A 20,807-nucleotide genomic window follows, 5' to 3' on the forward strand; every position below is an offset into this window, starting at 1 on the left:
GGGCCGCCGGTCCCGCAATAGTCGTCTCATGACCTGGGATCCGTTCGGCACCCTCGGGCAGGCGCTGTGGATCGGCGGCGCTCCGTGGACCGGGAGCCCCGGTGCCGCCACCGGCCCAGCAGGTCCAACCGCCGGCCCCGAAGCCGCAGCCCCCGGCCCCGCCCGCCGCTCCGCCGGCCGAACCCCCGGCACCCCAGCCCCCGGCCCCGCCCGCGGCACCGCCGGTCGAGCCCGCTCCGCCGCCGGTCGCCCCGCCCGCCCCGGCCCCGCCGCCCGCGCCGGCCCCGCCCGCTCCGGCGCCGCCGTCGATGTCCGCGACGACCCCGCCGGACGGCGTCGAGCTCAGCCCGGGCACCGCGACGAACCTCCCGATCACCGTGCGCAACGACGGCGGCAGCGTGTCCGAGCCGGTGGCGGTCGCGCTGAAGCTCCCGCGCGGGGTGCGCGCGGTCGAGACCGGCGGTGGCGGCGCCCCGGCCGCCCGAGCGCAGGCCCCCGGCCCGGTTTCGGTGAACTGCCCCGGCGGCGAGGGCACAGTCACCTGCAAGACCGGCGCCGGCCTGCAACCCGGCCAGAGCGCGACGCTGAACTTCCGCCTGCAGGCCGACGAAGACGCCGAAGGCGGCACGGTGACCGGCTCGGTCACGGCCGGCGTGCAGATCTCCGTCGCGGTGAGCGTCAAGGTCACCGTGAAGGTCCCGCCGGACGCCGTGGTCCTGGAAGCGCACACCGACCCGATCTCGATGTTCCCGTGGTTCCCCCACCCGCGGATCTACGTGACGGTCCACAACACCGGCCAGACGGCCAAGCCGGTCACGGTCACCTTCGACGCCCCGCTCAAGCAGTGGTGGAGCCTGCGCGACTTCCCCTGCACGTCGACGGGCACGGGCGCGACCTGCACGACGAAGAGCGCACTGGCCCCCGGCCAGCACGTCAACCTGTGGGTCCAGCTGAAGAGCCGTCCGAACGACGGCCGGGCGACGGTCGAGGGCCTGCTCGGCCGGGCGACGGCGCCGCGGGTGACCGTGGACTTCGGCTGCTGGCGCCACTGGTGCGGCAAGGACCCGGTGCCGACCCCGACGACGCCGTCGGTCCCGAAGCCGACGCCGTCCAAGCCGAAGCCGACCCCGACCAAGCCGACGTCGAAGCCACCGGCGACGACACCGGACGAGCCGACGAGCGAGCCGCCGGTGTCCACGACCACGACCAGCGCACCGCCACGGTCCGGCGGGAAACCCGGGGCCAAGCCGCCGACCGTCACCCCCGAGAAGGCGTTCGGCTGGCTGACCGGCTGACGCAGCCGCCCGATATCCGGACATTCACGGCAGCAGTGCCGCCTGAACCACAGGTAAACGCGGTGTTCTCCTAGACTGCGTGGTGTGACCGTTGTGGAAACCGTGCTCAAGCGCACGCCGGAACCACTGCGTTCGGTGCTGATCAAGCACCGGGAGCTGCTGAAGTTCGCGATCGTGGGCGGCACGACGTTCGTGGTCGACAACGGCGTCTGGTACGCGTTGAAGCTGACGGTGCTGGAGCCGAAGCCGACCACGGCGAAGGCGATCGCGATCATCGTCGCGACCATCGTGTCCTACATCCTCAACCGCGAGTGGTCCTTCCGGACCCGCGGAGGACGCGAGCGCCACCACGAAGCCGCGCTGTTCTTCGTCATCAGCGGCATCGCGGTGGGCGTCAACCTGGTTCCCCTGGTCATCTCGCGGTACGTGCTCGACCTCGAGGTCCCGCACGTGACGTTCCTGGTCCAGGAGGTCGCGGACTTCGCGAGCGGGTCGATCATCGGCATGCTGCTGGCGATGTTCTTCCGCTTCTGGGGCTTCAAAAAGTGGGTGTTCCCGGACGAGCTGGGCGAGCGACGCCGGGACAGCGACCAGGTCAGCCGCCTGCCCTGAAAAAAGTACTTGTCTTCAGACATGTACTTGTCTAGAGTCATCTTCGTCAGTGTTCCTGCGTAGAGGACGCCGTCCGGGTTCGGCCGGGCGAGCGGGACGATTCGAGGTGGTTTCCGAGCGCGAAGAGGTCGCATCCGTTCGCGGATGACGATGGAGCCTTTTCCCGACTCGACGGGGCGCGTTTCCGACGCGTCCGCATCTCTCGTCCCTTCTGACGAAACAAGGTTTTCTCTTGAGCACGATCGCGCCTTCGCGCGCCCTGAAAGCTGCCCTCACGGGCCTGTTCCTGTCCGTTTTCCTCGCGATGCTCGACGCCCAGGTCGTCGCCACCGCGCTGCCCCGGATCGCCGCCGAGTTCGGCGGCACCGGCGCCTACGCCTGGGTCACCACCGCCTACCTGCTCGCCGGGAGCGCCACCGCGCCCCTCTACGGCAAGCTCGGTGACGTCTTCGGCCGCAAACGTGTGCTCCTGGGCGCACTCGCCCTGTTCCTGCTGGGCTCGCTCGCCTGCGGCCTGGCGCCGTCGGCCGCGTTCCTGGTTGCCGGGCGCGTACTGCAGGGCGCCGGTTCCGGTGGCCTCTTCGTCTCCGTCGGCGCTTCGCTCGGCGAGATGTTCTCGCCCCGCGAAGGCGCGAAGTACTTCGGCTGGTTCTCGATCTGCTTCGCCGTCGCTTCGCTCGCCGGGCCGGTGGTCGGCGGCCTGCTCACCGGCGTCGCCGGGTGGCGGTCGATCTTCCTGATCAACCTGCCGCTCGGGCTCGTCGCCCTGGCCTGCCTGAAGACGCTCGACCTGTCGACCCGGCGCCGGGAAGCGCCGTTCGACTTCGCCGGCGTGCTCCTGCTCGGCACGGCGATCACCGGGTTCACCCTGCTCACGCCGTGGTCGCTCGGCCTCGGCGCGGTCGCGGCCGTGGTGTTCGTGGTCGTCGAACGGCGGGCCGAAGCGCCCGTGCTGCCGCTGCGGCTGTTCCGCGACCGCACGTTCACCGTGTCCGTGCTGCTCAGCGTGCTCGCCGGGTTCGCGTTCCTCGGCTCGGTCAATTACATCGCGGTCTACCTGCAGGCCGACGCCGGTCCGGCGGAAGGCGGGCTGCGGCTGCTGCCGATGACGCTCGCCGTGTCCGTCGCCTCCGTCGTCGCCAGCAAGGTCATCGCCCGCACCGGCGCCTACCGCTGGGCACCGCGGCTGAGCATGGCGCTCGGCCTGCTCGCGGTGCTCGGCCTGCTCACGCTGGAGGGCCTCCCGCAGGTCCTCGGCTGCCTGGTCGTCTTCGGCTTCGCGGCCGGGCTCAATCTGCAGGTGCTCGCCATGGCCACGCAGAACACCGCCCCCGCCGCGGACCGCGGTGCGGTCGCCGCCGGCGTCAACCTCGCCCGCGCGCTCGGCTCGGCCCTCGGCCCGGTCGCGCTGGGCTTCGCCTACCACGCCGGCACCCACGGTGTGTTCCTCGCGCTGCTGCCCGTGCTCGCGCTCGGCCTCGTCACGGCGTTCGCGCTCCCCCACGTCCCCCTTTCCCGATAAGGAGAACCCACGATGATCTTCGTCCTCGGCGCCACCGGCAAGGTCGGCCGCCACCTCGTCCCCGCCCTGCTCGACGCCGGTGCGGACGTCCGCGCGCTGACCCGCGACCCGGCGAAGGCCCGGATCGACCCGCGCGCCGACGTGGTCCGCGGCGACCTCGACACCTCGGACCTGCCCGCCCTGCTGGCCGGCGCGGACCGCGTGTTCGTGCTGACCCAGGGGCACAGCGCCGACCGGGAAGCGGCGGTCGCGCAGGCGGCCGCCCGGGTCGGCGTCACTCACCTCGTCAAGCTGTCCACCACGGGTGTCCACTTCGGACAGCAGGACGCGATTTCCCGCGCCCACGCCGAAGCCGAGCAGGCCGTCCGCGAAGCCGGACCGTCCTGGACGATCCTGCGGCCGGGCGCCTTCATGGACAACCGGTTCGCCTGGATCGGCTCGATCCGCGAGGAGAACGCCGTGTACGTGCCGGACACCGATCCGCCGTCCGCGCTGGTCCACGTCCGCGACATCGCCGAGGTCGCGACGCTCGCGCTGACGACGTCCGGCCACGAAGGCGCCACCTACGGCCTCACCGGCGGCGAAGCTCTCACCGCCGAGCAGCAGGTCGCCATCCTGGCCGAAGCGCTCGGCCGTCCGCTGAAGTACGTCGAAGAGACCGAAAGCGCCGCGAAGGAGCGCCTGATCCGGATGTACGGCTGGCCCGAGAAGGCCATCGACGGCCTCTTCGCCCTCAAGCGCGAGTCCGCCCCGCACGAACACGTCGTCTTCGACACCGTCGAGCGGCTGCTCGGCCGGCCGCCGCTGACCTTCGCCGTCTGGGCACGGGAGAACGCGTCCGCGTACCATCACCAGGAGTGACCAGGGGGAGGTGGGGCGGATGAGCGACCTGCGCGTCCTCGTCGTGGACGACCATCCCCTGTTCCGGATCGGCGTGGGCACGCTGCTCGCCGCCGAACCCGGCATCGAGGTCGTCGGCGAGGCCGCCGGCGGGGCCGACGCGGTCGCCTCCGCCGCCACCCTCCGCCCGGACGTCGTCGTGATGGACCTGCACCTGCCCGACCTGTCCGGGATCCAGGCGACCCGGCACATCGTGGCGGCCAACCCGGGCACCGGCGTGCTGATGCTGACGATGGCCGACGAAAGCGAGTCGGTCTTCGCGGCGATGCGCGCCGGTGCCCGCGGCTACCTGCTCAAGGACGCCGAGCCGGACGAGATCATCCGGGCCGTCCAGGCGGTCGCCCGGCGCGAGGCGATCTTCGGCCCGGACATCGCGAACCGCGTGCTCGCCTTCTTCAACCAGCCGCCGGTCAGCGAGCCGGTGTTCCCGGAGCTGACCGGGCGCGAACGCGAGGTGCTCGCGCTGATCGCGGCCGGGCACAGCAACAGCCTGATCGCCAGCACGCTGTGCCTGAGCCCGAAAACCGTGCGGAACCACATTTCCAACGTCTTCGCCAAGCTGCACGTCGCCGACCGGGCCGAGGCGATCGTCCGGGCCAGGGACGCGGGCCTCGGCCGGTCCTGAAGGGCGGTCGCCCGGGCAACATCGGGACGCCGGTCCCATGCGCCCGGGACACCCGAGCGGGCAGGCTGGGCAGCCTGCACCGTTCGAGGGGAATGGGGAACGATGTTCGAAACCGACCGGACCCCGGTGGTGGTCCGCGCCACCGATCCGATCCTGCACGACGGCGTCTGCATGGCGCTGCGGTCCCGCGACGACGTCCGGGTGGTGGACGACGGCACGGCCCTGGTCGCGCTGCTGGTCGCCGACCGGCTCGACGAGGCGATGACCCGGCTGCTGTCCGCGCTGCACCACCAGGGCTTCACCCGCATCGTGCTGATCGCGGGCGACGTCGACGACAACGAAATCCTCAACGCGGTCGAGCACGGCGTCTGCGCGGTCGCCCGGCGCGCCGACGCGGGCCCGGACGTCCTCGTCCGCCTGATCAAGGCCGCGGCCGCCGGGGAGGGCGCGCTGCCGCCCGACCTGCTCGGCCGGCTGCTGAACCGGGTTTCCCGGCTGCAGCGCCAGGTGCTCCAGCCGCGCGGCCTGCGCCTGGGCGGCATGAGCGACCGGGAGACGGAAGTCCTGCGGCTCGTCGCGGCGGGGTATTCGACGCAGGAGATCGCCGACGAGCTGTGCTACTCGCAGCGCACGGTGAAGAGCATCCTCCACGACGTCACCAACCGGTTCCAGCTGCGGAACCGCTCGCACGCGGTGGCTTACGCGCTGCGGGAAGGCCTGATCTGAGCCGACGGCCGGGCGCGTCGCCTACCGCGGGACGCGCTCGGCCGGCCAGCGCACCTCGGGGACGTCGCTCGGCCGCGGCACCTTCAGGAACAGGCTGAACACCGCCGGTCGCCGGTTCGACAGCTCCAGGCGGCCGCCGTCCGCCTCGACCAGGGCCCGCGCCAGCGCCAGGCCCACCCCCGTCGAGCCGCCGCCGGAGAATCCCCGCTCGAAGATGTGCGGCGCCAGCTCGTCCGGGACGCCGGGGCCGGTGTCGCTCACCTCGATCACCACCGTGCCCTCGGCGTCGCCGCGGCGGGCGATGAGGGTGACCGTGCCCGAGCCGTGGCGCAGCGCGTTGTCCAGCAGCACCCCGACGACCTCGCGGAGCCGGCCCGGCGTCGCCCGCGCCATCAGGCCGTCGGCCACGCGCGTGCGCAGGTTGCGGCCCTCCGAGCGCAGCAGTTCGCGCCATTCCTGCGCCATCTCCGGCAGCTGCGTCGGCAGGTCCACCGGTTCCGCGCCGACCTCACGCGCCGCACGGGCGGCCGCGAGCAGCTCGTCGAGCGCCTCCGCGAGCCGGTCCGCCTGCTCCTGGGCGGCCTTCGACTCGTCGGCCACCTCCTCGTCCGGGTGCACGGTCAGCGGTTCCAGCCGCAGCTGCAACGCCGTCAGCCGGCTGCGCAGCTGGTGCGAGACGTCCCCGACGAGCTGGCGTTCCCGCTGCACGAGCTGGGCCAGTGCGGTGCCGGACGCGTCCAGTGCTTCGGCGACCATGTCGAGCTCGCCGACGCCGTAGCGGCTCGGGTCGGGCCGGAAGTCGCCGCCGCCGAGGCGGGCCGCGCGCTCGGCCACGTGCCGCAGCGGCTTCGCGAGCCGTCTGGCCGTCGCGATCGCCACCACCGCGCCGGTGCCGATCGACAGCAGCACCAGCAGCACGACGACCAGCGTGACCGTCGTCTGCCGGTCGTGCATCGGGCCGGCCGGGACGGCGATCTCGACTTTGCCGTCGCGGGCCAGGTCGGCCGTCTCGGTGACGGTGTCGGGGCCGGGACTGCTGCCGTAGCGCTTCTCCCTCTGGCCGCTGGCCCGGACGGTGAGCAGCCCGTTCGCCGGGACCGCCGCGCGCACCTGGTCGAGGTCGATCTCCTGGCCGTTGGCGATTTCGGTGTCCAGGATCGCCGCCGCCGCGCGGGCGTTCTCCGCGAGCGTCTCGCGGTAGCTGGACTCGATCTGCCAGCTCGCCACGATGCCCAGCGGGATGCCGAGGACCGCCGAGCTGACCGCGACGGCCAGCAGAATGGCCAGCAGGATGCGGCGGCGCACGGCTTATTCGGCGTTGAAGCGGAAGCCGACGCCGCGGACGGTCGCGATCCGCCGCTCGCCGTCGTGGCTCTTGCTGGTGCGGCCGGCGGCCTCGTCGGCGGCGATGGCGAGCTTCCGGCGCAGCCACGACATGTGCATGTCGAGCGTCTTGGACGTCTTCGACTCGAGGTCGTTCCAGACCTCGGCGAGGATCTCGTCGCGGCTGACGACCTGCCCGGCGCGGGTCATCAGCACGCGCAGCAGCTCGAACTCCTTGTTGGCCAGCTGGACCTCGTGGTTGTCCACGGTGACCAGCCGGGCGCCGAGGTCCATCCGCACCCCGCCGGCCTCCAGGACCTCGGGCACCCGGCGGCGCAGCAGCGCGCGGATCCGGGCCAGCAGTTCGGCGAGCCGGAACGGCTTGGCGACGTAGTCGTCGGCCCCCGCGTCCAGGCCGACGACGAAGTCGACCTCGTCGGTGCGGGCGGTGAGCATGAGAACGGGCAGCTCGGTACCGGCCGCGCGCAGCCGGCGGCAGACCTCCAGGCCGTCCATCCCGGGCAGGCCGAGGTCCAGCACGAGCAGGTCGACGCGCTGGGCGGCGGTGGCATCGAGCACCGAAGGGCCGTCGGTGACGACGTGGATCTCGTATCCCTCGCGTTCGAGGGCGCGGGAGAGCGGTTCGGCGATGGCCGGATCGTCTTCGGCAAGTAGGACCATGCTCACCTGGCCAACTCTACGGCGCACGGGCGTGAAAACATCGTGACCGTGCCTGGCTACGAAGATGATCTGGCTCTCGCCACCCGGCTGGCCGACGCCGCCGACGCGATCACGACGGCGCGGTTCCGCGCCCTGGACCTGGCGGTGGAGCGCAAGCCCGACCGCACCCCGGTGACCGACGCCGACACCGCGGTCGAGGACGCGATCCGGGCCCTGCTGGCCGCGGAACGCCCCGGCGACGCGGTGCTCGGCGAGGAACGCGGCGGCTCGGCGGCGACCGGCCGCGCGTGGGTGCTCGACCCGATCGACGGGACCAAGAACTTCCTGCGCGGAGTACCCGTTTGGGCGACGCTCATCGCCTTGGTTTCGGACGGCGACCCGGTGGTCGGCCTGATCAGCGCACCCCTGCTGGGCCGCCGCTGGTGGGCGGCTGCGGGCGCCGGAGCGTTCTCTTCGGACGCCGCCGGGACGCGGAAGCTGTCGGTTTCGCAGGTTTCGTCCCTTTCGGACGCTTATCTGTCCACAACGGACCTGAACTCGTGGGTCGAGTACCACTCGCGCGACAAGTACCTGGGCTTGGTGGACGCGTGCTGGGAGACCCGCGCGTTCGGCGACTTCTGGCACCACGTGCTGGTGGCCGAAGGCGCGTTGGACGTGGCGGCCGAGTGCATCGTCAACCCGTGGGACGTCGCGGCCGCGCAGGTGATCGTGACGGAGGCGGGCGGCCGCTTCAGCGACCTGGACGGCGTCGGGCGGTACGACAACGGGAGCGCGCTCTCGACGAACGGCCGGCTGCACGAAGAGGCGCTGGCGATCCTGAAGCGGTAGTCAGGAGCCGGGGAGCAGACCGACGGCGCCGCGGGCGACCTGCGCCCACGCGAGCCGCCCGAACAGGTAGTGGCAGGCCACCTGCTCACTGGTGAACCGCGCCCAGTCGTAGCGGTTGCCCTGCTCGCGCCAGAACACCTCCCACGCCTCGTCCTCGCCCTGCATCAGGCACCAGGCGTTGTCGACCTCGGCGCCGAGCGAGACGACCTCCGGCGGCACGCCCAGCACGCCGAGCCACCGCTGGATCGACTGGGTGTTCATCAGTCCTCTTCCCCCTTGGCCTCGGCGAGGTAGCCGAGGGTCACCAGTTCGTCGGCCGCCAGGAGGGCACGGTACCGGGTGCCGCCGCCGACCTGGCCGTACCAGTTCGCGGTCTCCGAGCGCCACATCGGCACCTTGCGCACGACGACGTACCGGCGGTATTCGGCGTCCAGGAACGCCGGTGGCAGCGAGCGTTCCGCGAACGGCGTGCCGTCCTCGTAGAGGATCCGCCCGTAGGCCGGGCCGAAGCGGTCGAGGACCGTGTTGACCGGGACCATCACCGGCTCGGGCCAGTCCACGCTGCCCTCGGGGTACTGCTCGCCCGGCGGCCACGCGTACTCGGGGCCGAGATCGCTGTGCCCGACGACGAACCGGCGGATCCACACCGCCTGCGTCGCCCGCGCATACGGCACGTACCCCTCTTTCAGGTGCCGCGGCACCGGCCGTGACGGTGCGGTCGGCGAGCGGCGGAAGCCCGCGGTGACGTTGGTGAGGGCCTGGTCGTCGAAGATCAGCCGGGCGTCCGGGTGGTCGTTCGGCGGGAAGCCGTCCGGGTCGTCGGGCAGCGGCAGCTGGCGCGCCGGCTTGTCCATCGCCACCGGGAGGTGCCCGATCGGGAACATGTGCACCAGGAACAGCGCGACGACGCTTTCCCGTTCCGTGCGCGGCGAGCCCAGCGGCGGCAGCGGCGCGGGCGAGCCCGGGTTCGGCGGCGGGCCCGCGACCGGCGGCGGCCCGGCCACCGGCGGCGGGGGCAGCGGGGCCGGCGTCGGCGGAGGCGGCGGGGCCGGGGGCAGCTGGAACGGCGGCAGCAGCGGCGACACCGCGTGCGGCCAGGCCGCGGGGTTGCCCGAGGGCGGGGTGGGGGCCTCTTCGAAGGCACCCGAATCCGCCAGGCCGTACCCGGGCAGCTGCACCGGCCCGGTGTCGAGGTCGCCCTCGCCCGGTTCGGAGCCCGCCTCGGAAGGCTCGGTCACACCCATCCTCCGGCTCGGTCGGTGCCCGGCGGGCACACGCTGTTCGACGCGGCCGCGGCGCTGCCGGTCCCCCTTGATACCGCACCCCTTCCCCCAGGGCGCGACTAGGTCTCCTTCTTTTCGGGGGCTCCGGGTGGCGGAGCCCCCGGCCCGGGGCGGAGCCCCGGAAGTCTCAGCTCAATGCGGCGACCACGCGGGACGGGCTCGGGCGGCCGAGCTGTCCCGCCATCCACGCGCTGGCCGCCACCAGCGCGTCCAAGTCGACGCCGGTGGCCACCCCGAGACCCTCCAGCATCCACACCAGGTCCTCGGTCGCGAGGTTCCCGGTGGCCGATTCGGCGTACGGGCAGCCGCCGAGCCCGCCCGCCGACGAGTCCACAGTCGACACTCCACATCGGAGCGCCGCCAGGGTGTTGGCGAGCGCCTGGCCGTAGGTGTCGTGGAAGTGCACGGCCAAAGCACCGACGTCGCCGAACAGCCCGATGAGCGTCTCGACCTGCCCGGCTGTCGCGACGCCGATGGTGTCGCCCAGGGAAAGCTGCGAGCACCCCATGTCCAGCAGCCGGCGGCCGGCGGCGGCGACCTGCTTCGCCGGCACGACACCTTCCCAGGGGTCGCCGAAGCACATCGACAGGTACCCGCGGACGTCCAGGCCCGCTTCCCGGGCCCGTGTGACGACCGGCTCGAACATCGCGAACTGTTCGTCCAGCGACGAGTTGAGGTTCTTGCGCGCGAACGTCTCCGTCGCGCTGGCGAAGATCGCGATGTGCTCGACACCGGCGTCGAGGGCCCGGTTCAGGCCCTTCTCGTTCGGCACCAGCACCGGGTACCGGACGCCTTCGCGGCGGTCGAGCCGGGCCAGCAGCTGCTCGGCGTCGGCCAGCTGCGGCACCCACTTCGGATGGACGAAGCTGGTCGCCTCCAGCGTGGTGAGCCCGGCGCCGGCCAGCCGGTCGAGGAACTCGAGCTTGACCTCGACCGGGACGATCGCCTTTTCGTTCTGCAGCCCGTCGCGCGGGCCGACCTCCCAGATGGTGACCCGGTCCGGCAGGTCACCCGCCGAGGGGACCCGCTCGGGCAGGCCCAGTTCGCGCGTGCCCATCAGCGCCGTCTCTCGCCACGTGGCGGGTGCCCGCCGCCTTGGGGCGGCAGGGGCGTGGTTTGCTGGGCGCCCGGCCGGTAGTCGTCGTACGGGTTGTCGTTGACCTCGCGGTAGATGACCGTGTGCACCTTCTCGACGTGCGGGATGTCCTCGAAGCGCAGCGGCTCGTCCGACGCCGACTCGATGATGAGCGTGCCGCAGCCGAAGACCCGGTCCAGCAGGCCGTGCTCGAACTGGACGCTGTTGATCCGGCCCATCGGGATGTCGATGCCGGTGCGCTTGAGGACGCCCTCGCGGGCGATCAGCCGGTCCGTCGTCACGATGAAGTGGGTGGTCCGCCAGCGCACGAGCGGCGCCAGGAACAGCCACACGATCAGCACGAGCGCGACGACCCCGATGGCGATCAGCCCGACCGAGTTCCACGGCGAGGACGCGTCCTTCGCCAGGATCGCCAGCCAGGTGCCCGCACCCAGGGTGACCAGCAGCGCGAGCGTCGGGAAGATCAGCATCTTGAAGTGCGGGTGACTGTGCACCACGACGTGCTCTTGCTCGCTGAGCAAATCGTCCGGATAGGCCACGGCGGACGCTCCCAAGGTCGGTGCGGCGGTGTCGTCTCACCGTACCGGCGAGCGAGCAGGTGGTGGGCGCGGACGCCCCGACAAATCAGGCCGGACGGACGTGGACCACGTCACCCGCGAAGACGGTGTGCCGCTGCCCGCCCGCCACGTCGACCTGCAGCTGGCCGGCGGCGTCGATGTCGGCCGCGCGGCCGGTCAGCGCCGAGCCGTCCGGCAGCTGCACCTCGACGTCCTGGCCGAGGGTCGCGCAGTGGGCGCGGTAGTCGCCGAGCAGCCCGGCCTCGGTGAGGTCGCCGCCGGCCAGCCGCCAGCGCCGCTCCAGGTCGGCGAACCCGGTGAGCAGCGCGATCGCGACGTCGGTGCGGTCGGTGTTCGTGGCGCCCTGTTCGGCCAGCGACGTCGCGGGCAGGCCGCCCGGGCCTGGCTGGACGTCGCCGAGGGGCAGGACGTTGAGGCCGATGCCGAGCACGATCGACGGGGCGTCCCCGGCGACGGCCTCGGCGAGGATGCCGGCGCACTTGGCGCCGTCGACGAGGACGTCGTTCGGCCACTTGAGCACGGCGTCCACTCCTACGGAGGCAGCGGCGGCCCGGACGGCGAGCCCGGCGACGACGGACAGTGAGCCGAGCACCGCGAAGGGGACACCCGGCCGGAGTGCGACGCTCAGGTACAGCCCGGCACCTTTCGGCGAGCTCCACGAACGTGCCCGCCTGCCGACTCCCGCGGTCTGCTCTTCGGCGAGCAGGACGGTCCGGTCCGCTGCGCCGTCTTCGAGGGCTTTTCGCAGGTCAGCATTGGTGGATCCGGTGCGCTCGACGACGTCGATCTTCGTGTAACGATCTTGGAGCGCCGCGGTCAGCCGCCCGGCGTCGATCTCAGGCATGTGCCCACAATATGGGAGTCCCCCTAACGTGCAAGCTACTCAGTCGTTCACCAAGAGGTGCGCTCTTCTAAGTTGGAACCCGTGACGGCGAAGCAGACTTCGTGGGCCCGCGGCGCGGCGCTGCGCGGCCTGGTGGCGCTGCCGCTCGTCGCCGGGCTCGTCACGGCGGGCTGGCTGCTGGCCGACCGCTCGCCGGAACCCGCGGCCGCCCCGGCGCCCCCGCCGGTCGTGCGCGACGCGGCGTCGGGCCCGTCGGTCCTCGAAGTCAGCGCACCGGTGAAGGCGCAGGAGCCGGGCCAGGGCGCGTCCGGCCAGGGCGGCAAGAGCCCCTTGCGGCAGTGGGCGGACCAGCTGGCCGGCCCCCTCGACATCCCCGCCGACGCGCTGGTCGGCTACGCGAACGGCGAGCTGACGCTCCGCGGCGAAGACCCGTCGTGCCACCTCTCGTGGGTCACCCTGGCCGGCGTCGGCGCGGCGGCATCGAACCACGGCCGCAGCGGCGGCAACCTGCTGGGCCTCTCGGGCGCGCAGGCCAAGAAGTACGGCTCCGACGCGCCGGTCGCGGCCGGCCGGGCGCTGTGCGCGGGCGGCACGGACCTCGGCGCCGGCCCCGGCTGGTGGAAGGCGATCGCGGCGTACCACCCCGGCGACGGGGCCGAGCTGTTCCGCCAGCGCGTGCTCGGCATGGCCCAGCTGTACGCCACGCTGTCCCTCGACCCGGCATCGGCGGACTCGCCGCGGGTCCGCGCGACCCGCTTCGCGCTGGGTCAGCTCGGCCTCCCGTACGTCTGGGGCGGCAACGGCCCCGACGCGGGCGCGGCGGGCTTCGACTGCTCCGGCCTGACGAAGGCGTCGTACGACAGTGCGGGCGTCGCCCTGCCGCGGACGGCGGACAGCCAGTTCCGCGCGCTCCCCCCGGTGCCGGCCAGCCAGGAGCCCCGCCTCGGCGACCTGGTGTTCTACGGCAGCCCGGCGACCCGCATCCACCACGTCGGCCTGTACCTGGGCAACGGCCTGATGATCAACGCGCCGACCGAGGGCCAGGCCATCCAGATCCACACGTACCACTCGAAGGGCGACGACTACGCGGGCGCGGGCCGTCCCGCCTGACGCGACACCATCTCGGCGATCCAGACGGGCGCGAACGGCGAGGTTGCTGCGCCACGCAGGCGTTCATCGCCCACTGCAGCCGGGCGGGCGCGGTCTTGAGCCCCGTTCGAACGCCTTCGGGCGGCAGATCAGGGTCGCTGGTTGTCGCCGTGGTTCTCACGTCACTCACTGCGGCACCACCAGCCCCGACTCGTAGGCGAACACCACCAACTGTGCCCGATCCCGCGCTCGCAGCTTCATCATGGCCCGGTTGACGTGCGTCTTCGCGGTGAGCGGGCTGATCACCATCCGTCCGGCGATCTCCTCGTTCGACAACCCGCGCGCCACGAGCGTGACGGCTTCGCGCTCCCGGTTCGTCAGTTCCGCCAGCCCCGCCCCGGGAACGAGCGGCTGGGTCACGTACCGGTCGATCAGCTTGCGGGTGATCGACGGCGCCAGCAACGCGTCCCCGCGCGCCGCGACGCGCACCGCGTGCAGGAAGTCCTCCGGCTGGATGTCCTTGACGAGGAACCCGGCCGCACCCGCGCGCAGCGCCTCGAAGACGTACTCGTCCAGGCCGTAGTTGGTCAGGATGACGACGTGCACCCCGGCCAGCGCCGGGTCCGCGGCGATCCGCCGGGTCGCCTCGATGCCGTCGACGCCGGGCATCTGGACGTCGACGAGCGCGATGTCCGGCCGGTGCTCCAGCGCGAACCGCACCGCCTCGCCGCCGTCACCGGCTTCGGCGACGACCTCGATGTCGGCTTCGACGTCGAGCAGCGCGCGGAACCCGCTGCGGATGAGCGGCTGGTCGTCGGCCAGCAGGACGCGGATCACGCCGGGTCCACCGGGAGTTCGGCCTGGACGCGGAAGCCGCCTCCGCGGCGAGGCCCGGCTTCGAGCCGGCCGCCCAACGCCGTGACGCGCTCGCGCATCCCGGTCAGGCCGACGCCCGGTGCACTGTCCACTGTGGCCTTCCCGTTGTCGTCGACGCGGATGACCAGCGCGCCGGGCCGGTGGTCGATCCGGACCGACGCGGTGTCCGCGGCGGCGTGCCGGGCGACGTTGGTCAGCGACTCCTGGACGATCCGGTAGGCGGTCCGGCCGACCGCAACCGGCACGGCGTCGTGCGTGCCCTCGACGGTCAACTGTGCGTCGAGGCCGCCGGTCCGGGCCTGGCGCACGAGGTCGGGGACGTCGTCGAGCCCGCGCGGCGGGTCCATGTCGTCGTCGCGCAGCGCCTCCAGGGTCGCGCGCAGTTCCCGGGTCGCCTCGCGGCCGGCGTCGCGGATGGCCAGCAGCGCCTCGGGCACGTCTTCGCCGCGCTTGCGGGCCAGGTGGACGGCGACTTCGGCCTGCACCTTGATGACGGAGATCTGGTGGGTCAGCGAATCGTGCAGCTCACGGGCGATGTGCAGCCGTTCCTCGTCCGCACGCCGCCGCGCGGTCTCCTCACGGGTGCGTTCGGCTTCGTCGGCCCGGCGCTCGGCCTGCCGCAACGCCTCCCCCGCCGCCCCCGCGGCGATCAGCCACGCCAGCTGGAGGACGTCGCGCGACTGCGTGAACGCCGCGCCGGTGTCGGGCACACCGGATACCAGGAGCGCCAGCGGAACCGCGGCCAGCATGAGCACCGAAGCGACGACCGCGGCGATCCGGTGCCCCGCCCGGACGGCGGCGTACACGGCGAAGAGGTAGGCGACGACGGGCACTTCGAACCCGGCGACCTGGTAGGCGAGCGCGCAGAGCGCGGTCACGGCCAGCACGGCGACCGGCGCCCGGCGGCGCGCGGCCAGGGCCAGCCCGCCGGCGGCCAGCGCCGCGTACCCCAGTACGTCGAGGTCCGTGGACGCGTGCGTCGCGGACCGCCCGGCGACCACCAGGGCCGCCGCGACCCCGGCGGCGATCACCCCGTCGACGACCTGCGCACGGCTCATCCCCGAACCCTAACCGGGCGCCCGGCCGGCGAAGTCGTGCGTGAAGCGCATTTCCCCGCTACTGCGCCCGCGGTAGTCCTTCGTTTCCTGCGACGTCCGCGGCAGCGCGAAGTGCCTGCTCGCGCACAACGACGGGCCCGGGGCCGGGCGGCCATGCTTCCGGCGTCCGATCCGGAACAGAAGGAGCACCTCATGAATGTCCTCGCCGCGGCCAGTGCCTACGACCTGACCCCGGGACGGCTCTGGTCCTTGATCGCCGTGGTGTTCGGAGTGGCGGGGGTGGTCGCGGGCGTGCTGGCCCTGCGCCGCGGCCGGGGAGCCGTCGCAGCCCTGGCGGGCGGCGTCGTTTCCGTCGTGATCGGCGGGTGGGTCGTGGCCGCCGCGAAGGGCGGGCCCGGCACCGGCTACGGGATCGTCGGCGGCTACGTGGACCTGGTGATCGGCGCCGTCGCCCTCGTCCTCGGCGGGCTGGCGGTGGCGCGCTCGCGCGGTTTTGTCGGTGGTCGCCGCTAGCGTCGGGTCATGTTCGAAATCGACTTCGCGGAGTTTCCGTCCACGTCCGCCGAGGCGTCCGGGCGGTTCTTCGAGCGCGCGTTCGGCTGGAAGACGACCCCGTACGGCCCGGACTACACCGACGTCCGGGCCGAGGGCCTCACGCTGGGTTTCCAAGCGGACGCGGCCGAACAACCCCGCGCACCCCTGCTCACGATCCGCACCGACGACCTGCCGGCGGCCCGCGAGGCGGTGGCGGCCGCGGGCGGCGTGGTCACGAAGGAGCCGTTCGCCTTCCCGGGCGGGCGGCGCTTCCACTTCCGCGAGCCCGGCGGCAGCGAACTGGCGGTGTGGTCACGGGATTAGCACCGCCTGATCCAGGTAACCGGCCGCCCCGCCGCCGTAGAACGTCGCCGGGTCGGCGGCTTCGAGCGGGTGCCCGAGCGCGAACCGCGTCACCAGGTCCGGATTCGCGACGAAGTGCCGCGCGTACGACACCGCGTCCGCGATCCCGGCGTCGATCACCGCGTCGCCGGTCTCGCGGTCGAAGCCGTTGTTGACGATGAGGAGGCCATCGAACAGGTCCCGATAACGAGCGAAACCCGCGAAGTCCGGCCCGGTGTCGGGACCCCGCAGGTGCAGGTAGTCCGCGTCGAGCCCGGCGACCAGTTCGTCGTACTCGGCCCGCAGCGCATCGTCCACGGTGAACAGTCCGCCGGTCCACCACGGCGAAAGCCGGACGCCGACCCGGCCGTGCGCGGCGGCCGCGTCGACCACCTCGGCGAGCAACCGGCGACGAGCGGCCGCGGACCCGCCGTAGGCATCGGTGCGGTGGTTCAGCCGCGGGTGCAGGAACTGCGCGAGCAGGTACACGCCGTTGGCCGCGATCTCGACGCCGTCGAACCCGGCGCGGCGGGCGTTCTCCGCCGCCGTGCCGTAATCCGCGACCGTCGCCCGGATCTCGGCCACGCTCAGCTCGCGCGGCGTGCCGGTCGGGCAGCGCCCGGACGGCAGGTACACCGGCTCGTCCGGGTTCACCGCCGACGGCCCGGCCGGCCGCTCGCCGAGGAAGTGCGGGTGCGAAACCGCCCCGGTGTGCCACAGCTGCAGCACGATCCGGCCGCCGAGCGCGTGCGCGACGTCGGTGACCCGCCGCCACCCGTCGACCTGGGCTTCGGTATACACGCCGGGAACGTCCGAAAAGCCGACGGCCCGTTCACTCACCCAAGTGCCTTCGGCCACGATGAGCCCGGCGCCGGCGCGCTGCGCGTAGTAGGCGGCCTGGAGGTCGCCGGGCACTCCGCCGGGGACGCGCGCCCGGGTCGTCGGGGCCACGACGACCCGGTTCGGCAGGCGCCATCCGTCCAGGTCGGCAGGGGTCAGCAAGCTCATCCGGTCACCTCCGGTCGCGGGGATACGTCGAGGAGGCGACGGTGGACGCGAGCGAAAGGTGACCGATGGACGACCTGGCGGCGGAATTCGAGGCCGAACGCGGCCGGTTGCGCGGGCTGGCCTACCGGATGCTCGGCTCGGCGGCCGAAGCGGACGACGCCGTGCAGGAAGCCTGGTTGCGGCTGAACCGGGTGGACTCGGCGGACAACCTGGCGGCCTGGCTGACCACGGTCGTCTCCCGCGTCTGCCTCGACGTGCTGCGGTCACGGAAAGCCCGCCGCGAGGAGCCGCTGGACGTCGTCCCCGAGCCGGTGGCCGACGCCGATCCGGCGGGGGAAGCCGCGCTCGCCGACTCGGTGGGCCGCGCGCTGCTCGTCGTGCTGGACGCGCTCGGGCCGGCCGAGCGGATCGCCTTCGTGCTGCACGACCTGTTCGCGGTGCCGTTCGACCGGATCGGCCCGGTGCTGGACCGCACGCCGGTGGCGGCGAAGAAGCTGGCGAGCCGGGCGCGGCAGCGGATCCGGGGCACCACGCCGCTGCCCCCGGCCGACCTGGTCCGGCACCGCCGGGTGGTCGACCGTTTCCTGGCCGCGGCCCGCGGCGGCGACCTCGCCTCGCTGCTCGACGTGCTGGCCCCGGACGTCGTCCGCCGCGCCGACGCCGCTGCACTGCCGGTGGGTGCACCGCTCGAGGTGCGCGGGGCTCGCGCGGTCGCCGAGGAAACCCAGGTGTTCGGGAAGCGGGCCCGGTTCGCCGAAGCGGCCTTGGTCGACGGCACGGTCGGCGTCGTCGTCGCACCGCGCGGGCGGCTGCTGCTCGCCCTGGCCGTGACCGTCGAGGGCGAGCGGGTGGCGGCGTATGAGGTGATCGCCGACACCGCCCGCCTCGCCGCGCTGCACGTCACGCTCCTCAGCGCTTGACCCGGTAGGACAGGTGCGTCACGCCGGTGCCCTCGGTGACCTCGGGGTCGGTCAGCTTCGTGGTGGCGTCGAGGTTTTCGAAGAAGCGGACGCCGGAGCCGAGGAGCACCGGGACCAGGTCGACCTGGACGCCGTCGAGCAGGCCGAGGTTGAGGCACTGCTGGGCGATCGTCGTGCTGGCCACGGCGACGTTCTTGTCGCCGGCGGTCTTCTTCGCCTGCTCGACGGCGCTTTCGAGGCCGTCGGTGACGAAGGTGAACGGCGCGTCCGGGTGCGGCCAGTCCGCGGGCTCCTCGTGGGTGACGACGAAGACCGGGACGCCCATCGGGTGCGTGCCACCCCAGCCCTGGGTGAGGTTGAACAGGCGGCGGCCGGTGATCAGCGCGCCGACGTTCTCCATCGCCGCGCGCAGCATCTTCGCGCTGGCTTCGGAGGTCTTGAAGGTGGCCCAGTCGACGGCGGTGGGGACCTCGACGTCGCCGTTGCCGAACCACTCGAACAGGTGATCGATGCGGTCTTCCGGGTCGGCCACGAAGCCGTCGAGGGACATGGACATGTTGGCGATGACGTCGGCCATTTCTAGCTCCTTTTCGCTGGTCAGAGGCGGTGTGCCCTGATGACGAGAAGTCTTCCGCGTCCGGCTCGCCGGAAGATCTGCCACCTGGCCGACATCCGGGGACGGGTGGCCGATGCCTTGACACCGGATGGTCGCGGCGGCAGCATGAACACATGTTCATGAACGCGTGTTCACAACGGAGGGGATGAGGATGACCGGGATCGTCAACATCGCGCAGGCCGAAGCGTGGAACGGGTACGAGGGAGAGCACTGGGCGGCGCACGCCGACCGCTACGACGCCGTGAACAGCGGCTTCAACGGCTATCTGCTCGATCAAGTGCGCGCGGACGACCGCGTGCTCGACATCGGCTGCGGCAACGGCCAGCTGACGCGGCTCGCGGCGGCGCGGGCCCGGTCCGCGATCGGCGTGGACCTGTCCGGGCCGATGCTCGCGACCGCGCGAGCGCGGGCGGCCGAGGTGCCGAACGTGACGTTCGAGCAGGGGGACGTCCAGGTCCACCCGTTCGCCGAAGGTGGGTTCGACCTGGCGGTCAGCCGGTTCGGGGTGATGTTCTTCGCCGATCCGGTGGCCGCGTTCGGCAACGTCCGGCGCGCGCTGGCCCCCGGCGGGCGGCTCGCGTTCCTCTGCATGACGGCGCTGTCCGGCACCGACCTCGGCCGGGTGTTCGGCGCGCTGGCGGCGTACCTGCCGCAGCCGACCGGGCCGGACGGCAGCGGGCCGACGTCGTTCGCGGACCCGGACCGCACCCGGGCGGTGCTGACCGGAGCCGGCTTCGAAGACGTGGTGTGCACCCGCGTCGAGGCCGACCAGGTCTGGGGCCGGGACGTCCCCGACGCGACGCGGTTCATCGCGGACTGGGGGCCGGTCCGCCACCACCTGGGCCTGGTCGACAGCGCGAGGGCGGCCGCGGCGACCGAGGCTCTCGCCGTGGCGCTCGAACCGTTCGCGGGGCCCGGCGCGGTCCGGTTGCGCGGCACGGCGTGGCTGGTCACGGGAAGGAGGTCGTAGCGGGGCGCCCGTACGATGGCGCTGATGTCACCGAGGAAAGCCGCCGCCCAGCGGGACGGGCAGTCACTGCACGACCTGCTGCTCGAGACCGCGCGGAAGATGATCGCCACGCACGGCACGACCGGCATGACCGTGCGGGAGATCGCGCGCATGGCGGGCGTCGCCGACGGCGTGCTCTACAACCACTTCTCCGACAAGGAGGAGCTGGTGGCCCGGGCCCTGCTGGAGCACGTGCGCACGACGGAAGCGGAGCTCGGCGAGCTGCCGGTGGCCGGCGAAGGCACCCTCACCGGGAACCTCCGCCGGCACCTGGAGTTCGGACTGGCGCTGCACAAGGTGCTGGTGCCGGCGTTCAGCGGCCTGGTCGCGCAGCCGAGGGTGCTGGAGCGGTTCGCGGAGATCAGCGAGCGGTCCGGCCACTGGCGTGATCGGCTGGTGGCCTACCTCGAGGCGGAACGAGCGCTGGGCCGCCTGCGCCCGGAGTCCGAAGTGGACGCGACGGCGGCCATGCTCGTCGGCTACTGCCACGCCTCGGTGCTGACGGCGGTCTTCCCGCACACGGCGCCCCTCGACCCGCCGCCGGTGGACGCGGTGGTGAGCGCCGCGCTCCACGGGATCGCCCCGGCGGGAACCGAACAGCCCGGCTAGATCATCGGGTTGCCGCTCGCGGTCGCCTCCGGGACCTCCTGCACCACGTCCCAGTGCTCGACGATCCGGCCGTCCCGGACCCGCATCACGTCCGCGATCGCGCTGCCACGCGAGCCGGGCGTCAGGCGCAGCAGGCTGTGCGTGCAGACGAGGTCGTCCTCGGCGATCACCCGGTACACGTCCAGGCTGAGGTCTGGGAACCGCGCGACGAACCCGGCGAGGTAGCGGGCCGAGGCCTCCCCGCCGGCCGGGGCGTGGGGGTTGTGCTGGACGTAGCCGTCGCCGACGTACTCGGCGAAGGCGTCGGCCGGGCGTTTCTCGGTGAAGGCCAGCCGGAGGAAGGCGAGGACCACTTCCTTGTTGTGCTGCGTTTGCGTCATCCGTTGTCCGTCCTTTGTGGAGTTATCGACACCAAGCCCACCATGCGCGAATC

General features: G+C 72.7%; 25 protein-coding genes. 13 read left to right on the forward strand and 12 right to left on the reverse strand.

The features are described 5' to 3' along the window. The first annotated feature begins 101 nt into the window (after positions 1-101). From ACWDN5_RS34645 to ACWDN5_RS34670, 6 genes are all read left to right on the forward strand, one after another. Complete coding sequence (locus ACWDN5_RS34645) at positions 102-1,295, forward strand: hypothetical protein (RefSeq protein ID WP_449679245.1); 1,194 nt, start codon at positions 102-104, stop codon at positions 1,293-1,295. 84 nt (positions 1,296-1,379) lie between these two features. Next, a complete protein-coding gene (locus ACWDN5_RS34650; RefSeq protein ID WP_310970943.1) occupies positions 1,380-1,907 on the forward strand; it encodes a GtrA family protein in 528 nt (175 codons plus the stop codon). A gap of 232 nt (positions 1,908-2,139) precedes the next feature. After that, the gene (locus tag ACWDN5_RS34655; RefSeq protein WP_449679246.1) at positions 2,140-3,429 is read left to right on the forward strand and encodes an MFS transporter; all 1,290 of its coding nucleotides are present in this window, start codon (positions 2,140-2,142) and stop codon (positions 3,427-3,429) included. Between the two features lie 12 nt (positions 3,430-3,441). After that, positions 3,442-4,290, forward strand: coding sequence for an NAD(P)H-binding protein (locus ACWDN5_RS34660; RefSeq protein WP_449679247.1), 849 nt, complete (start codon positions 3,442-3,444; stop codon positions 4,288-4,290). A gap of 19 nt (positions 4,291-4,309) precedes the next feature. Then, positions 4,310-4,954 (forward strand): response regulator, encoded by a 645-nt coding sequence (locus ACWDN5_RS34665; protein WP_449679248.1) that lies wholly within the window; start codon positions 4,310-4,312, stop codon positions 4,952-4,954. Between the two features lie 102 nt (positions 4,955-5,056). After that, entirely contained in the window at positions 5,057-5,680 is a 624-nt protein-coding gene (locus ACWDN5_RS34670; RefSeq protein WP_310970949.1) for a response regulator transcription factor, read from the forward strand. A 21-nt stretch (positions 5,681-5,701) separates the two neighbouring features. Here ACWDN5_RS34670 and ACWDN5_RS34675 read toward each other — a convergent pair whose 3' ends face one another. Both ACWDN5_RS34675 and ACWDN5_RS34680 read right to left on the reverse strand, forming a co-directional pair. Then, complete coding sequence (locus ACWDN5_RS34675) at positions 5,702-6,985, reverse strand: ATP-binding protein (RefSeq protein WP_310970951.1); 1,284 nt, start codon at positions 6,983-6,985, stop codon at positions 5,702-5,704. A 3-nt stretch (positions 6,986-6,988) separates the two neighbouring features. Continuing rightward, on the reverse strand, positions 6,989-7,684 hold the full coding sequence (locus ACWDN5_RS34680) for a response regulator transcription factor (RefSeq protein WP_310971365.1): 696 nt from the start codon (positions 7,682-7,684) through the stop codon (positions 6,989-6,991). A 42-nt stretch (positions 7,685-7,726) separates the two neighbouring features. Here ACWDN5_RS34680 and hisN point away from each other — a divergent pair, with 42 nt between their 5' ends. Beyond that, positions 7,727-8,512, forward strand: a complete 786-nt coding sequence (hisN, locus tag ACWDN5_RS34685; RefSeq protein ID WP_449679249.1) for a histidinol-phosphatase — start codon at positions 7,727-7,729, stop codon at positions 8,510-8,512. On the opposite strand, the gene ACWDN5_RS34690 is transcribed toward hisN, so the two are convergent. The 5 genes from ACWDN5_RS34690 to ACWDN5_RS34710 form a co-directional block, all read right to left on the reverse strand. Continuing rightward, the gene (locus ACWDN5_RS34690) at positions 8,513-8,773 is read right to left on the reverse strand and encodes a hypothetical protein (RefSeq protein WP_003105220.1); all 261 of its coding nucleotides are present in this window, start codon (positions 8,771-8,773) and stop codon (positions 8,513-8,515) included. Beyond that, positions 8,773-9,750 carry a TNT domain-containing protein gene (locus tag ACWDN5_RS34695; protein ID WP_310970955.1) on the reverse strand — a complete coding sequence of 326 codons (978 nt, stop codon included), beginning with the start codon at positions 9,748-9,750 and terminating at the stop codon, positions 8,773-8,775. Before ACWDN5_RS34695 ends, ACWDN5_RS34690 begins: the two co-directional genes overlap by 1 nt. Positions 9,751-9,922: 172 nt before the next feature. After that, positions 9,923-10,852, reverse strand: a complete 930-nt coding sequence (locus ACWDN5_RS34700) for a hydroxymethylglutaryl-CoA lyase (RefSeq protein WP_310970957.1) — start codon at positions 10,850-10,852, stop codon at positions 9,923-9,925. Next, entirely contained in the window at positions 10,852-11,430 is a 579-nt protein-coding gene (locus ACWDN5_RS34705) for a PH domain-containing protein (RefSeq protein WP_310970959.1), read from the reverse strand. Before ACWDN5_RS34705 ends, ACWDN5_RS34700 begins: the two co-directional genes overlap by 1 nt. An 85-nt stretch (positions 11,431-11,515) precedes the next feature. Beyond that, a complete protein-coding gene (locus ACWDN5_RS34710; RefSeq protein WP_449679250.1) occupies positions 11,516-12,313 on the reverse strand; it encodes a biotin--[acetyl-CoA-carboxylase] ligase in 798 nt (265 codons plus the stop codon). Positions 12,314-12,394: 81 nt separating this feature from the next. On the opposite strand from ACWDN5_RS34710, the gene ACWDN5_RS34715 reads away from it, so the two are divergent. After that, positions 12,395-13,423: a C40 family peptidase gene (locus tag ACWDN5_RS34715; RefSeq protein WP_449679251.1), complete on the forward strand. Its 1,029-nt coding sequence runs from the start codon at positions 12,395-12,397 to the stop codon at positions 13,421-13,423. A 165-nt stretch (positions 13,424-13,588) separates the two neighbouring features. Here the strand turns inward: ACWDN5_RS34715 and ACWDN5_RS34720 are convergent, their stop codons facing one another. Next, positions 13,589-14,239, reverse strand: a complete 651-nt coding sequence (locus tag ACWDN5_RS34720) for a response regulator (protein WP_449679252.1) — start codon at positions 14,237-14,239, stop codon at positions 13,589-13,591. Further along, positions 14,236-15,336 carry a sensor histidine kinase gene (locus ACWDN5_RS34725; protein ID WP_449679253.1) on the reverse strand — a complete coding sequence of 367 codons (1,101 nt, stop codon included), beginning with the start codon at positions 15,334-15,336 and terminating at the stop codon, positions 14,236-14,238. Before ACWDN5_RS34725 ends, ACWDN5_RS34720 begins: the two co-directional genes overlap by 4 nt. Positions 15,337-15,528: 192 nt before the next feature. Between ACWDN5_RS34725 and ACWDN5_RS34730 the strand changes: the two genes are divergently transcribed. Further along, a complete protein-coding gene (locus tag ACWDN5_RS34730; protein WP_449679254.1) occupies positions 15,529-15,849 on the forward strand; it encodes a DUF6223 family protein in 321 nt (106 codons plus the stop codon). A gap of 9 nt (positions 15,850-15,858) precedes the next feature. Beyond that, positions 15,859-16,194, forward strand: coding sequence for a VOC family protein (locus ACWDN5_RS34735; RefSeq protein ID WP_449679255.1), 336 nt, complete (start codon positions 15,859-15,861; stop codon positions 16,192-16,194). On the opposite strand, the gene ACWDN5_RS34740 is transcribed toward ACWDN5_RS34735, so the two are convergent. After that, positions 16,183-17,220: an alkene reductase gene (locus ACWDN5_RS34740; RefSeq protein WP_449679256.1), complete on the reverse strand. Its 1,038-nt coding sequence runs from the start codon at positions 17,218-17,220 to the stop codon at positions 16,183-16,185. The two genes, ACWDN5_RS34735 and ACWDN5_RS34740, sit on opposite strands and share 12 nt — an antisense overlap. A gap of 65 nt (positions 17,221-17,285) precedes the next feature. On the opposite strand from ACWDN5_RS34740, the gene ACWDN5_RS34745 reads away from it, so the two are divergent. Then, entirely contained in the window at positions 17,286-18,140 is an 855-nt protein-coding gene (locus ACWDN5_RS34745; RefSeq protein WP_449679257.1) for a sigma-70 family RNA polymerase sigma factor, read from the forward strand. Here the strand turns inward: ACWDN5_RS34745 and ACWDN5_RS34750 are convergent. After that, entirely contained in the window at positions 18,130-18,717 is a 588-nt protein-coding gene (locus ACWDN5_RS34750; RefSeq protein ID WP_310970972.1) for a dihydrofolate reductase family protein, read from the reverse strand. The genes ACWDN5_RS34745 and ACWDN5_RS34750 overlap by 11 nt on opposite strands. 190 nt (positions 18,718-18,907) lie before the next feature. Between ACWDN5_RS34750 and ACWDN5_RS34755 the strand changes: the two genes are divergently transcribed. Continuing rightward, the gene (locus tag ACWDN5_RS34755; protein ID WP_449679258.1) at positions 18,908-19,726 is read left to right on the forward strand and encodes a class I SAM-dependent methyltransferase; all 819 of its coding nucleotides are present in this window, start codon (positions 18,908-18,910) and stop codon (positions 19,724-19,726) included. Between the two features lie 15 nt (positions 19,727-19,741). Then, complete coding sequence (locus tag ACWDN5_RS34760) at positions 19,742-20,374, forward strand: TetR/AcrR family transcriptional regulator (protein WP_449679259.1); 633 nt, start codon at positions 19,742-19,744, stop codon at positions 20,372-20,374. Here the strand turns inward: ACWDN5_RS34760 and ACWDN5_RS34765 are convergent. After that, positions 20,371-20,754 carry a nuclear transport factor 2 family protein gene (locus ACWDN5_RS34765; protein WP_449679260.1) on the reverse strand — a complete coding sequence of 128 codons (384 nt, stop codon included), beginning with the start codon at positions 20,752-20,754 and terminating at the stop codon, positions 20,371-20,373. The genes ACWDN5_RS34760 and ACWDN5_RS34765 overlap by 4 nt on opposite strands. Between the last annotated feature and the right edge of the window lie 53 nt (positions 20,755-20,807).

It is taken from the genome of Amycolatopsis sp. NPDC003731, from assembly GCF_053586895.1.

Excerpts from the sequence above, each read along its gene's own strand:
- ACWDN5_RS34725 (WP_449679253.1), bottom strand. The coding sequence starts at position 15,336 with ATGAGCCGTGCGCAGGTCGTCGACGGGGTGATCGCCGCCGGGGTCGCG.
- ACWDN5_RS34665 (WP_449679248.1), top strand. The coding sequence starts at position 4,310 with ATGAGCGACCTGCGCGTCCTCGTCGTGGACGACCATCCCCTGTTCCGG.
- ACWDN5_RS34700 (WP_310970957.1), bottom strand. The coding sequence starts at position 10,852 with ATGGGCACGCGCGAACTGGGCCTGCCCGAGCGGGTCCCCTCGGCGGGT.
- ACWDN5_RS34680 (WP_310971365.1), bottom strand. The coding sequence starts at position 7,684 with ATGGTCCTACTTGCCGAAGACGATCCGGCCATCGCCGAACCGCTCTCC.
- ACWDN5_RS34745 (WP_449679257.1), top strand. The coding sequence starts at position 17,286 with ATGGACGACCTGGCGGCGGAATTCGAGGCCGAACGCGGCCGGTTGCGC.
- ACWDN5_RS34690 (WP_003105220.1), bottom strand. The coding sequence starts at position 8,773 with ATGAACACCCAGTCGATCCAGCGGTGGCTCGGCGTGCTGGGCGTGCCG.
- ACWDN5_RS34750 (WP_310970972.1), bottom strand. The coding sequence starts at position 18,717 with ATGGCCGACGTCATCGCCAACATGTCCATGTCCCTCGACGGCTTCGTG.
- ACWDN5_RS34670 (WP_310970949.1), top strand. The coding sequence starts at position 5,057 with ATGTTCGAAACCGACCGGACCCCGGTGGTGGTCCGCGCCACCGATCCG.
- ACWDN5_RS34710 (WP_449679250.1), bottom strand. The coding sequence starts at position 12,313 with ATGCCTGAGATCGACGCCGGGCGGCTGACCGCGGCGCTCCAAGATCGT.
- ACWDN5_RS34755 (WP_449679258.1), top strand. The coding sequence starts at position 18,908 with ATGACCGGGATCGTCAACATCGCGCAGGCCGAAGCGTGGAACGGGTAC.
- ACWDN5_RS34730 (WP_449679254.1), top strand. The coding sequence starts at position 15,529 with ATGAATGTCCTCGCCGCGGCCAGTGCCTACGACCTGACCCCGGGACGG.
- ACWDN5_RS34735 (WP_449679255.1), top strand. The coding sequence starts at position 15,859 with ATGTTCGAAATCGACTTCGCGGAGTTTCCGTCCACGTCCGCCGAGGCG.
- ACWDN5_RS34765 (WP_449679260.1), bottom strand. The coding sequence starts at position 20,754 with ATGACGCAAACGCAGCACAACAAGGAAGTGGTCCTCGCCTTCCTCCGG.
- ACWDN5_RS34740 (WP_449679256.1), bottom strand. The coding sequence starts at position 17,220 with ATGAGCTTGCTGACCCCTGCCGACCTGGACGGATGGCGCCTGCCGAAC.
- ACWDN5_RS34760 (WP_449679259.1), top strand. The coding sequence starts at position 19,742 with ATGGCGCTGATGTCACCGAGGAAAGCCGCCGCCCAGCGGGACGGGCAG.
- ACWDN5_RS34660 (WP_449679247.1), top strand. The coding sequence starts at position 3,442 with ATGATCTTCGTCCTCGGCGCCACCGGCAAGGTCGGCCGCCACCTCGTC.